Annotated in this window: 11 protein-coding genes; 6 read left to right on the top strand and 5 right to left on the bottom strand. The window is 72.0% G+C overall.

Going from position 1 to position 11973, the window contains the following annotated elements; translation table 11 throughout:
• Positions 1–78: 78 nt before the first annotated feature.
• Complete coding sequence (locus AC2AXK_RS00995) at positions 79–354, bottom strand: hypothetical protein (RefSeq protein ID WP_484343465.1); 276 nt, start codon at positions 352–354, stop codon at positions 79–81.
• A gap of 157 nt (positions 355–511) precedes the next feature.
• On the opposite strand from AC2AXK_RS00995, the gene AC2AXK_RS01000 reads away from it, so the two are divergent.
• Genes AC2AXK_RS01000 through purN form a run of 5 tightly spaced genes read left to right on the top strand, consistent with a single transcriptional unit; the run spans position 512 to position 4880 of the window.
• Positions 512–1543, top strand: a complete 1032-nt coding sequence (locus AC2AXK_RS01000) for a sulfate ABC transporter substrate-binding protein (RefSeq protein ID WP_484343466.1) — start codon at positions 512–514, stop codon at positions 1541–1543.
• Complete coding sequence (gene cysT / locus AC2AXK_RS01005) at positions 1540–2403, top strand: sulfate ABC transporter permease subunit CysT (RefSeq protein WP_484343467.1); 864 nt, start codon at positions 1540–1542, stop codon at positions 2401–2403. The genes AC2AXK_RS01000 and cysT overlap by 4 nt, the downstream gene beginning before the upstream one ends.
• Entirely contained in the window at positions 2396–3205 is an 810-nt protein-coding gene (locus AC2AXK_RS01010; protein ID WP_484343468.1) for a sulfate ABC transporter permease, read from the top strand. The genes cysT and AC2AXK_RS01010 overlap by 8 nt, the downstream gene beginning before the upstream one ends.
• Positions 3202–4194, top strand: coding sequence for a sulfate/molybdate ABC transporter ATP-binding protein (locus AC2AXK_RS01015; protein ID WP_484343469.1), 993 nt, complete (start codon positions 3202–3204; stop codon positions 4192–4194). The genes AC2AXK_RS01010 and AC2AXK_RS01015 overlap by 4 nt, the downstream gene beginning before the upstream one ends.
• A gap of 53 nt (positions 4195–4247) precedes the next feature.
• The gene (gene purN, locus AC2AXK_RS01020) at positions 4248–4880 is read left to right on the top strand and encodes a phosphoribosylglycinamide formyltransferase (RefSeq protein ID WP_484343470.1); all 633 of its coding nucleotides are present in this window, start codon (positions 4248–4250) and stop codon (positions 4878–4880) included.
• Here purN and AC2AXK_RS01025 read toward each other — a convergent pair.
• From AC2AXK_RS01025 to AC2AXK_RS01040, 4 genes are all read right to left on the bottom strand, one after another.
• Positions 4863–6218 (bottom strand): VWA domain-containing protein, encoded by a 1356-nt coding sequence (locus tag AC2AXK_RS01025; RefSeq protein WP_484343471.1) that lies wholly within the window; start codon positions 6216–6218, stop codon positions 4863–4865. The two genes, purN and AC2AXK_RS01025, sit on opposite strands and share 18 nt — an antisense overlap.
• A gap of 140 nt (positions 6219–6358) precedes the next feature.
• Entirely contained in the window at positions 6359–8722 is a 2364-nt protein-coding gene (locus tag AC2AXK_RS01030; RefSeq protein WP_484343472.1) for a bifunctional metallophosphatase/5'-nucleotidase, read from the bottom strand.
• A gap of 208 nt (positions 8723–8930) precedes the next feature.
• Positions 8931–9302 (bottom strand): sterol carrier family protein, encoded by a 372-nt coding sequence (locus AC2AXK_RS01035; RefSeq protein WP_484343473.1) that lies wholly within the window; start codon positions 9300–9302, stop codon positions 8931–8933.
• A gap of 3 nt (positions 9303–9305) precedes the next feature.
• Positions 9306–10766, bottom strand: a complete 1461-nt coding sequence (locus AC2AXK_RS01040) for an RNB domain-containing ribonuclease (protein ID WP_484343474.1) — start codon at positions 10764–10766, stop codon at positions 9306–9308.
• Between the two features lie 236 nt (positions 10767–11002).
• On the opposite strand from AC2AXK_RS01040, the gene AC2AXK_RS01045 reads away from it, so the two are divergent.
• On the top strand, positions 11003–11965 hold the full coding sequence (locus tag AC2AXK_RS01045) for an LPXTG cell wall anchor domain-containing protein (RefSeq protein WP_484343475.1): 963 nt from the start codon (positions 11003–11005) through the stop codon (positions 11963–11965).
• The last annotated feature ends 8 nt before the right edge of the window (positions 11966–11973 follow it).

Consider the following 11973-nt stretch of genomic DNA (forward strand, 5'->3'; position numbering starts at 1 on the left):
CTCCCACAGGCCTCCCGGGCATGTCAGGACAGTCCGCGCCGACCGACGCTCACCGGCGGGCCACCCGCCCGCGGTCCGTCAGCGGCTGCTGCGGCGGTCCGCGGCGATCGCCGCGAGGCCCGCGAGAAGCGTCGTCACGAGGCTCGCGCCGGCGATCGAGACGATGAAGTAGACCCACCGGTTGACCATCCCGGGATCCGAGACGACGAGCGCGACGACCACGCCGAGCACGATCCCCACGATCGCCCCGACGAGGAAGAAGGAGCGGTACCGCGGCGCTCGGCGGACCCTGGCGTGCTCGGCGACCGACTCGATGCGGGCCTGCTCGGCGGGGTCAGGAGGTGTGCTCGTCACGAGCATCGACTCTACCGCCGAGCGGCACGTTAACGAACGTCGTTTACATCGTCTCGGGTGCCAACACCCCTGTTCGCACGGCGCCGCGGGCGCAGTTGACTCTCCTCACGACCCACCGGCAGGCACCGTGCGCCCGCCCGAGAGAAACGGCAGTCCCATGCGAATCACCCCGATCCGAGCAACCATCGCGGCCGTCACCACAGCCCTGGTGCTCTCGGGCTGTTCGCCGACCCCCGTGAGCGGGGCGAAGGGTGACGACGGCGGGGAGAGCACGACACTCTCGATCGTCGGTTTCGCCGTCCCCAAGGCGGCGAACGACGCCGCGCAGAAGCTGTGGTCCGAGACCGACGAGGGTGCGGGTGTCACGTGGGAGAGCTCCTACGGCGCCTCGGGCGACCAGAGCCGCGCCGTCGTGAGCGGCCTCGAGGCCGACTACGTGCACTTCTCCCTGGAGGGCGACGTGACCCGCCTCGTCGACGAGGGGCTCGTCGCCGAGGACTGGAACGCGGGCGAGCACCAGGGCATCGTCTCCGACTCCGTCGTCGTGCTCGTCGTCCGTGAGGGCAACCCGAAGAACATCCAGGGCTGGGACGACATCGTCCAGCCCGGCATCTCGATCGTCACGCCCAACCCGGGCTCGTCCGGGTCCGCGCGGTGGAACATCCTCGCCGCCTACGGCAGTGTCATCGCCGACGGCGGGACCGACGCCGAGGCGCAGGAGTACCTCCGCGCGTTCTTCGGCAACGTCGCCGCCCTCCCCGGCAGCGGCCGGGACGCCACGACGGCATTCACGAGCGGCACCGGGGACGTCCTCATCTCCTACGAGAACGAGGCGATCCTCGCCCGGCAGAACGGCGAGACCTTCGACTACGTCGTGCCCGACTCGACGCTCCTCATCGAGAACCCCGCCGCGGTGACCGTCGACGCCGACCCGAAGGCCAAGGACTACCTCGAGTTCGTGCTCAGCGAGGAGGGCCAGACGGCATTCGCCGAGAAGGGCTTCCGCCCCCTGGTGGACGGCATCGACGTCACGGTCGAGGGGGCCAACGACCCGTCCGACCCGTTCCCCGTCCCGACGAAGCTGCTGACGATCGCCGACGACTTCGGCGGCTGGAGCGCCGTGAACGACAGGTTCTTCGGGGACGCCGGCCTCGTCACGACGATCCAGACGGAGACCGGGAAGTCGTGACCACCACCGTCGCTCCCGCAGCGACACCTTCGCCCACCGGCCGGGCGACGCGCACGCGTCGCCCGGCCGGGGGCGCGCGCCTGACCCGCACCTCCGGGGTCGGCCTGGGTGTCGCTCTCATCTGGTTCAGCGCGCTCGCGCTCGTCCCGCTCATCGCCGTGCTCGTGGAGACGTCCAGCGGTGGCTGGGGCGCCTTCTGGCGCACGCTGACGAACACGCAGACCGCCGCCGCCCTGACGCTCACCATCACCCAGGCGCTCCTCGTCACTGCCGTGAACGTCGTCGTCGGGACCGTCATCGCGTGGGTGCTCGTCCGGGACCGGTTCGTCGGCAAGCGGGCGCTCGAGGTGCTCATCGACATCCCGTTCGCGCTACCCACCATCGTCGCCGGCCTCGTCCTGCTCTCCTTGTACGGCCCCGCCGGGCCGCTCGGTGTCGACGTCGCGAACACCCGCGCGGCGGTCTTCCTCGCGTTCCTCTTCGTCACGCTGCCGTTCGTCGTGCGGACGGTGCAGCCCGTGCTCGCCGAGCTCGACCGGGACGTCGAGGAGGCCGCGGCGTCGCTCGGCGCGAGCTCGTTCACGACGTTGCGCCGCATCATCCTGCCGGCCCTGTTCCCGGCGATCACCGCCGGTGCGGCCCTGTGCTTCGCCCGCGGCATCAGCGAGTACGGGGCGCTCGTCCTGCTGTCGGGCAACCTGCCGATGCGCACCGAGGTCGCGTCCGTCCGGATCCTCAGCTACCTCGAGAACGGTGACCAGACCGCCGCAGCCGCCGTCGCGAGCGTCCTGCTCCTCGTCTCGTTGCTCGTCATCGTCGCACTCGACGTCCTGCAACGACGGGTGGCGCGTCGTGGGTAGCAACCGGGCCGTGCGGTACGGCCTGCGCACAGCCGTCATCGTCTACCTCGTCATGCTCGTCGGCTGGCCCGTGTCCCTCGTCGCCAAGGGCGCCTTCGCGGACGGCCTCGACACGCTGCGTACCGCACTGTCCGACCCGTCGGTGATCTTCGCGCTCCAGCTCACGGCCACCGTCGCGGTACAGGCGGTCATCATCAACACCCTCTTCGGGGTGGGCATCTCGCTGCTCCTCGTGCGGTACGAGTTCCCCGGCAAGCGCATCCTGTCGGCGCTCATCGACCTCCCGCTGTCCGTGTCGCCCGTCGTCGTCGGGCTCGCGCTCGTCCTCGTGTACGGGGGGCGCGGCGGCTGGTTCGGGGACGACCTCGAGTCCGCCGGCCTCCAGGTGATCTTCGCGACGCCGGGGATCATCCTCGCGACCGCGTTCGTGTCCCTGCCGCTCGTCATCCGGGAGGTCGTCCCCGTCCTCACCGAGATCGGCACGGACGAGGAGCAGGCGGCCGCGAGCCTCGGCGCCAGCCCTGTCCAGACCTTCTGGCGCATCACCCTGCCCGCCATCAAGTGGGCGGTCGTGTACGGCGTGGTGCTCACCCTGGCCCGCTCCCTCGGGGAGTTCGGGGCCGTGAAGATCGTCTCCGGCAACCTCGAGGGCCGGACCCAGACGGCGACGCTGCTCGTCGAGCAGAAGTACCAGGACTTCGAGCAGGGCACCGCCTACGCGACGGCGTTCCTCCTCGCGGCCGTGTCCGTCGCCTGCATCATCGTCGTGTCGTTCCTGCGCAAGCCCAAGGAGGCGTCGTGAGTATCGAGGTCCAGCGGATCAGCAAGCGGTTCGGTGACTTCGTCGCGCTCGACGACGTCAGCGTGTCCATCCCCACCGGGCGCCTCACCGCGCTGCTCGGTCCCAGCGGTGGCGGCAAGTCGACGCTCCTGCGGATCATCGCCGGCCTGGAGCAGGCCGACTCGGGCAGGGTCGAGATCGAGGGCCGCGACGCCACCGGGCTGCCTGCTCGCAAGCGCAACGTCGGGTTCGTGTTCCAGCACTACGCGGCGTTCAAGCACCTGTCCGTGGCGCGCAACGTCGCGTTCGGGCTCGAGATCCGCAAGACACCCAAGGACGTCACCGCGGAACGCGTCGACGAGCTCCTGCGGCTCGTGCACCTCGAGCAGTTCGCGCACCGGCTGCCGTCCCAGCTCTCGGGCGGGCAGCGTCAGCGCATGGCGCTCGCCCGCGCCCTCGCCGTGCAGCCGAGCGTCCTGCTGCTCGACGAACCCTTCGGTGCGCTCGACGCGAAGGTCCGCAAGGAGCTGCGCGACTGGCTCCGCAAGCTCCACGACGAGATCCCCGTGACCACGGTGTTCGTCACCCACGACCAGGAGGAGGCGCTCGAGGTCGCGGACGAGATCGTCGTCATCAACGACGGGCGCATCGAGCAGGTGGGCTCCCCCGACGACCTGTACGACGCACCGGCGAACGACTTCGTCATGAGCTTCCTCGGGCCGGTGACGACCCTCAGCGACCGGCTCATCCGGCCCCACGACATCGTCGTCGAGACCACGCCACGCGACGCCGACCCGTCCGTGGTGCGCGGTGTGGTCTCCCGGACCGTGCGGGTGGGCTTCGAGGTCCGCTGCGACGTCGCCGTCGAGGAGCACACCGTCCAGGTCGTCGTCACGCGCGCCGAGGCGCGCACGCTCGGCCTGGCGACGGGCACGACGGTCTGGCTCCGGCCGGCGGCGGGCACGGTCACGCTCACCGGCGGGCCGAAGAAGGTCACGGCCCGCGCCTGAGCGGGTGCGGACGTGCCGGAACGCCGCCCGCCAGCATCGATAGGCTCTGCCGCATGACTGCGCCCCGAACCAGCCACCCGCCCGTCCGCGTCGCCATCCTCGGCTCGGGCACGGGCACCACCGCGGCGCACATCATGGATGCGGCTGGCGTGTCGGTGCACGCGCAGGTGTGCCTCGTGATCGCCAACAACAGCCGCGCCGGCGTGCTCGAGAACGCGCGCCGGCGCGGTGTCCCGACGCTCCACCTCAGCAGCGTCACGCACCCGGACCCAGCGGACCTCGACGACGCGATGGTCAGGGCGCTCGAGGAGGCCGGGGCGGAGGTCGTGGTGCTCGCCGGGTACATGCGCAAGGTCGGGCCCAGGACGCTCGACCGGTGGGCCGGGAACATCGTCAACACCCACCCCGCGCTCCTTCCGGCCTACGGAGGGGTGGGGATGTACGGGGACCGGGTCCACGAGGCCGTCCTCGCCGACGGCGCGCACGTGAGCGGCGCCTCGGTGCACCTCGTCACGCCCGAGTACGACGAGGGCCCCGTCCTGGCACAGAGGTCCGTGCCCGTCGAGCCGGACGACGACGTCGCGAGCCTGCGCAGCCGGGTCCAGGCGGCCGAGAAGGCGCTCCTCGTCGAGTGGCTCGCCGGTCGGTGCGCGCAGGGTGGTGCGCCGTCAGCCGACGATGCCTAGGGACCGAGCTGCCCGGAGCCAGTCGGGGAACTCGCTGAGCAGCCGCTCGTAGAGCTCCGCGTCCGGGACCGAGTCGATGTCGTCGAGCTCGAAGAAGCCGACGTTGTCGACCTCGCGCCCCTCGAGCTCGTCGAGGGACGTGAGCAACCCGTAGTTGGCGCGGCCGACCCCGACGAACTGCCAGAACGCGGGGAGCCCGGCAGCCTGCGAGACGAGCTCGGTGATCGCGCGGCGCTGCTTGAAGCCCCCGTCGGTGAAGAACAGCACGAGCGTGGGCATGCGGTCCTCGCGCCGCAGCGTGCTCATGACCTCGTGCATGATCGGCAGCTCGTCGTTCGTCGCACCGATCGCGTCGTAGTCCACCCCGCCGTGCCGGCCGTAGAGGTGCAGGTACTCCCTCGGCCACGTCTCGAGGTCCGCGACACCGAGGTCCGGCAGACGCAGGAACGACCGCGCGTACAGGTACGGCTCGAGCGACCCGTCGTCGTCGAGCTGGGCGGCCACCGCGACCATGCGCTCGACGACGCGGTGCACCACCTTCTTCGCGTACTGCTTGTGCATCGAGCCGGTCTTGTCGATGACGAGCACGATGCGGGCGCGCACGTCGGACGCCTGCTTGGTGAGCAGGACACGGTGCACCGCCTCCTTGCGCAACGACAGCACCTGGCGCTTCTCGAGCGACAGGCGCTCCTCCCCCGGCGCGACACGGACGCCCGTCGGCGCGGGCGACGGAGCAGGCGGAGGTGGCGGAGGTGGCGTGGGAGCGGGAGGGGCGGCGGGTGCAGGCGGTGCGGGCGGGGCAGCAGCGGGTGCGGTCGGAGCGCCGACCTGCTCGGCAGGCTCGTCGTCGACGCTCACCCCGTACTCGCGGACGAGGTCGGCCAGCCCACCGTCCCAGCCCGCGCAGACGTTGCGCAGCTTCCACGCCCCGCCGCGCCGGTAGAGCTCGACGAGCACGGCGGCCCGCTCGCTCGTGAGTCCTGCCACGGAGCACGCGATCGCCGCGGCGCCGGTCGGCTCGACCAGCACCGCGATGCTGCCCGACGACGCGAGCGTCCCGGTGACCGACTCGTCGAGCGTGAGCGCGACGGCGACGGTGGTGACGTCGGTCGGCACCCGGTCGAGGTCGACGGTGAGGGAGTCCGCTGCGGTGAGCCGGACGGCACCCTCGGGAGACTGCGGCTGGTTGAAGAACACGAGGTCGTCGTCGCTGCGCACGGCCCCCGACTCCGCGAGCTGGAACGCCATGACGTCGACGCTCCCCTGCCGCGCCCCGCCGACCCGTATCGCCACGACCCCGCCCGGCAGCACCGTGTTCGCTCCCCGCACCAGCTCCATGCATCCTCCTGGACGTCCCTGTCGACACCGTCGGGCGCCGGCCCTGCCCGCGATCGTACGGCGGGAGAGCGGGCGCCCGAGGTCGTACGGCGGCGCGTCAGTGATTCACGACGCCGGTGGTCGACAGCGCCGGTGGTCCGTCAGTCGTCCGCCAGGACCATGTCCGCGTGCGCCCGACGACGCTGGGCCGCAAGGGCCCACCCGGCTCCGAGCAGCAGTGCGGCGAGCGCCCCGAGAGCACCGACGGTGTCGACACCGGTGACGGCGAGCGCCCCGCCGCTGCTGCTCGTCCCCGGCGGCGGGCCGCTGACCACGGGGGGCCGCCCGCCTGCGTTCCCTCCGCCAGCCCCGGTGCCGAGGTCGCCGTCGACGTCCCCGCCACCGTTGCCGCCGCCAACGTCTCCGCCGCCGTCACCCTCGCCGCCGTCACCTTCGCCGCCGTCACCGCCGTCACCGCCGCCGCCCTCGACAGCCGCGAGGACACGGACAGCCAGCTGCACGGTCGTCCCGGAGGGATCAGCGACGAGGACGAGGTCGTAGTCCCCTGCCGCGAGGTCCGTCGGCACCGTGAACGTCACCGTCGTCGCTCCGTTCGTCACCACGCTCGAACCGACGGCCCGCACGCCCGGTGCAGCGAGCCAGGCCCCGTCCGCTGCGCCGTCGCCGGCGGCCGGGACGAGGTACGCCGACACGCTCGTGGTGGTGGGCGAACCGAGCGACGTGAGGTCGAGTCCAGCGAGCTCCACGGACACCGCCTGCCCGGCGACGACCTCGCTCGGCAGCGCACCAGCCTGCACGCCCCGGCGCGCGAAGCTCGGGCTGAGCGCCGGGTTCGCCCCGAGGTAGGAGATCCATGCGTCCCGGTCGACGAGACCCGAGTCGCGGGCGTCCGTGCCCTCGGTGAACACCGAGAAGTTGTCCCCGCCGGTCGCGAGGAACGAGAAGGTCGCGATCCGGTACTCCGCACCCGGGTCCACCGGTTCGCCGTCGACCGTCACCGACGTGATGCGCTCGCCCCGCGCGGCCGCCGGATCGAACGTGTAGCTCACGTTGTCCGAGAGCCCGAGGTTGAGGAACGGTCGCGAGCCGCCCTCGGGCTGCCACTGCTGCTCGAGCATCTCGACGACCTGGTCACCGGTGAGGGTCACCGACCACAGGTTGTTGACGAACGGCAGGACCGCGTTGGCCTCCGCATAGGTGATGACCCCGTCCTGCCCGTGGAGCAGGTCCGCTCGCAGCCCGCCCGGGTTGACGACACCGATCTGGGCACCGCCACGCTCGGCGGGTGCGAGCGTGTCACGCAGCGAGTTCGCGACGAGGTTGCCGAGTGTCGACTCCGCGCCGCGATCGTCGCGCCTGCCGTCCGCGAATGCGGTGGTGATGTCCGCCGTGACGCTGCCGACGGGTTGGTCGCCGATGATCGCGGCCTCAGCGAGCGCGGCGTCCACGACGGCCTGCACCGCGGCGACCCGCGGGTAGGTGGCGACGAGGTCCGCGACCGGCGTCGTCGTGCGGGGGACGTTGAGCACCGTGTAGTCCACGACGTCGAACGACCCGGGGTCGACGGAGAGGGTGACCTGCCCGATGTTCTCCCCGTAGCTGCCCGTCTGGATCACGGGCCGGGTCCGGCCGGCCGCCCCCGGGACCGGCGCGTCCCACGCGTACTGCTTGTGCGTGTGGCCCGTGAAGATCGCGTCGACGCGCGCGTCGGTGCCGGTGACGATCTCCGCGAAGGTGCCACCTGCGGCGACCTCCTCCTCGAGCGTCGCACCGTCGGGCGTCCCTGCGGACGCACCCTCGTGGTACATCGCGACGACGACGTCCGCCTCACCGTTGGCCTCGTCCCCGTCGGAGAGGGTCGCGGTCACGCGGTTGACGGCAGCGACGGGGTCACCGAAGTCGAGGCTCGCGATGCCCGCGGGTGTGACGAGCGTCGGTGTCTCCTGCGTCACCGCCCCGACGACGCCGACGCGCACGCCGTCGATCTCGAGGATCTCGAACTCCTGCAGCGCGGGGCTGGTGGTGCCGGCGAGGTAGACGTTCGCCCCGAGGTGGTCCCAGTCGGCAGCGTCGCTCACGCGACCGGTGAGGTCGTCGAAGCCCTGGTCGAGCTCGTGGTTCCCGACCGCGGACGTCGCGAGCCCGAGGGCGTTGAGCACGTCGATGGTCGGCTGGTCCTGCTGGGAGGACGAGGCGAACAACGACGCGCCGATGTTGTCCCCGACGGACAGGAACGCCGTCCCGGACGGGTTCGCCGCCCGCAGCTCCTCGACGGTCCCGGCGAACGCGACCGTGTTGCTGTCGATCCGTCCGTGGAAGTCGTTGATGCCGATGAGGTTGAGCTCGACGGGCTGCGCCTGGGCCGAGGGCCCGACGACGGTCGGGTCGTCCTCGCTGGTGGTCACGGCGTGCGCACCGACGCCGGGGCCGAGGGCGAGAGCGGTGGCGAGCGTGACGCCTGCCACCGCCCTCCGTCGTGCAAGGTTCTGGTGGCTCGTGGGCACGCGCGCTCCTTCGTCCGTCGTTCACCTGTTCAGGCTGGAGCACAGCGGTCGCTGCGTCGGGACCAGCCCACACATCACACCCGGCGCATCTTGCCGGGAGGTGACGGACGGGAGACGGCGCTGTGAACTCCGGTGCACGCAGGACACCACGGAGCGCCGTCGTGGGTCAACGGTGCATGCTGCGGCGGACGGCGGCGGACGGCGGACGTCAGCGCTCGCGCGCCGCCTGGAGCGGCAGCAGGCGGGAGATGTCCGAGCGCTCACCCGACGCCCGGACGCGCCCGTCACGCACGGCGTGGTCCCAACTCTCCCGGCCGGTGGCGAGCGCGAGCCAGGTCTGGGGGTCGGTCTCCACGACGTTGGGCGGGGTCCCGCGCGTGTGTCGCGGGCCCTCGACGCACTGGACCGCGCCCCACGGCGGCACCCGCACCTCGACGGCGTGGCCGGGAGCGACGTCGGCCAGCTCCTCGAGGGTGAAGCGGACAGCGGTCGTCACAGCCCGCGTGTCCGCCGTGCCGGCACGCCACGCGGTGAGCGCCACGCGGCCCACGGCGGGGTCGGTCCGACGACGGGGCGGCACGGCTCAGCCCTCGTAGGCGAACGCGATGCGGCGGTCCTCGATCGAGGCCTCGACGAGGCGCACGGTGACGGCGTCGCCGAGCGGGAGCGGGTCGGTACCCGCGACCACGCCGCGCGCCGCCGGCTCGGTGACGACCACCTGGCCACGGCGCGGGTCCTTCTCGTCGCGGTCGACGATGACGCCCTCGAGCTCGTCGCCCACCCGGCCCGCGAGGAGCGCAGCCTCGACGATGTCGACCGACGCGCGCTCGAACGCGCTGGCGCGCTGGCCGCACCGCTGCATGGTGCGCGGGAGCTCGTCGAACGCCTCCCGGACCCAGTCGGGCACGTCGCTCGCAGACCCGCCGGTGCTGAGGGTGAGGCAGATCTCGGTGCCGAACCTGTCGACGAGCCTGCGCAACGGAGCGGTGACGTGGGCGTACTCCGCCGCGATCGCGGCGTGCTCCGCGTCCTGAGGCACATCGCCCTCGAAGGCGACGTACCCGGCGCCGCGGAACAACGACGTCGCCTCGTTGAGGAACGCCGCGTGCCTGGGCACGTCGGACTCCAGCCCGGCGAGGAGCTCGCCGTACGGCATCTCCTGCGGCCAGTCGATCCCGAGCGCGTGCGCGGCACGCCGCAGCCGGTCGACGTCGCGGGGGTCGCTCTGCGGCAGCACGCGAAGGATCCCCATCCCGCCCGCGCGCATGATCTGCGCTGCCGCGATGCCGGTGAGCAACGAGATCTGGGCGTTCCACCCTTCCACGGGCAGGACGGAGCGCAGCTCGAGACCGAAGGTGCCGTCCTCGCGCACCGTGACGTCCTGCTCGGGGAGGTTGAGCGAGGCACCACCGCGCTCGCGTTCGAGGACCTCGCGCAGCCGGCCGACGTCGCGGAGGGCGCGGAGCGCGTCGTCGGCCGTACCGTCGTCGAGCGCCGCCTGGGCCTCGGCGTACGTCAGGCGTGCGCGGGACCGCACGAGTCCCCGGGAGACGGTCGCACCGGTGATCTCCCCCCGGGTGTCGAGGTGCACCCGCCACACGGCTGCCGGCCGCTCGACGTCCGGCAGCAGGCTCGCTGCGCCCTCCGACAGGACGGGCGGGTGCAGGGGGATGCGCGAGTCGGGACCGTAGAACGTCATGCCTCGGGCCCGGGCCTCGCGGTCCACGGCGCCACCAGGGTCGACGACGTGCCCCACGTCCGCGATGGCGTACCGCACCTCGAAGCCCGAGGGTGTGCGGACCACGTGGACGGCCTGGTCGAGGTCCATCGACCCCGGCGGGTCGATGGTCACGAACGGGATGTCGAGCGACTCCCTCGAGTGGTCGGGCGCCGGCCGGGCCGCGGCCGCCTCAGCCTCCGCGAGCACGCCGGGCTCGAAGTCCCGAGGAATCTCCATCTCGGAGCGCAGCTCCTCGAGGGACGAGCGGATCTGCTCGGCGGGCGTGGACCGGGGCAGACGGAGGTGAACGCGACGGGTGGGCACGGCACGACTCTACGAGAGGGGTGCCCTGAGAGCAGCGTTTATCGCCGAACTGGACTTATCACACGCATTCCGGGGGCACATCCCTCGTGCAGGGTGAAAGGCAGGGTTAATATCCCGGGCGCCTCGATTTCGGCATCCCGCGGGACGTCACTGTTGCGGTCTCAGCCACCCCGCTGACCGCACCGATGCCTCTCCCCCCGGGCCCGTGCGGCCGATGCACAGACAAGGACCCTGCCGTGCGCACCTCTCCCACCCCCCAGCCCGACTCCTCAGCAGCCGAGTTCCCGCGCGCCGCCACGATGCGCATCTCGGCGCTCGCTACCGCATTCCTCACGGGGGGCGCTGCGATCAGCCTCCTGGTGGCTCCCGCCGCGTCCGCGGCAGCTGTCCCGAGCAGTGCGCAGTCGAGCGTCACACAGTCGGTGTCGAGCACGTGGGGGCACGAGGGGAAGAGCAACGACTCCTGGGGTTCGTGGAAGACGCCGGCCAAGCAGGCACCGAAGACGTCGTGGGACCACTCCGCGACGTGGAGCGGGAAGTCCCCCTCCAAGGACACCATCGTCATTGCCTGGTTCATGCCCGGCAGCAAGAAGGGTGAGGTCACCTGGCCGCAGAAGTACGTCGGCGTCATGCCTGACTGCGGCACCGGCTGGTACCAGGTCGACACCTACAAGTACGGCACCGCGACCGAGAAGAAGCTCGTCGACGACATCATCTCGGACAACCTCCTCGAAGGGCCGCACGAGGACAGCAAGGCGTACATCTCCCACGAGATGAAGACCCCGAAGAACGACCCCAAGGTCTGCACCCCGGCGCCGCCGGTCCAGCCCCCCGTCGAGGAGCCCCCGGTCGTCGCGCCGCCCGTCGAGGAGCCGCCCGTCGTCGAGCCCCCCGTCGAGGAGCCCCCGGTCGTCGAGCCCCCCGTCGAGGAGCCGCCCGTCGTCGAGCCCCCCGTCGTGGAGGTGGGCGGAGCCTACGAAGAGGCACCGGCACCTGTGACGCCGGCACCCGCGCCCGCACCCGCACCGGCACCGGCACCCGCACCGCAGCAGGGGGCCGCACCCGCAGCCTCCTCCGCCGCGACCCTGCCCGTCACGGGAAGCAACGTCGCGATGCTCCTCGGCTCCGCAGCTGCCCTCGTCGCCGCCGGGTTCGGCGCCTTCCGCGTGAGCCGTCGCCGGGCCGCTTCCGAGCAGTAGGACCGCAT

The organism is Sanguibacter sp. Z6_81 (genome assembly GCF_057180625.1).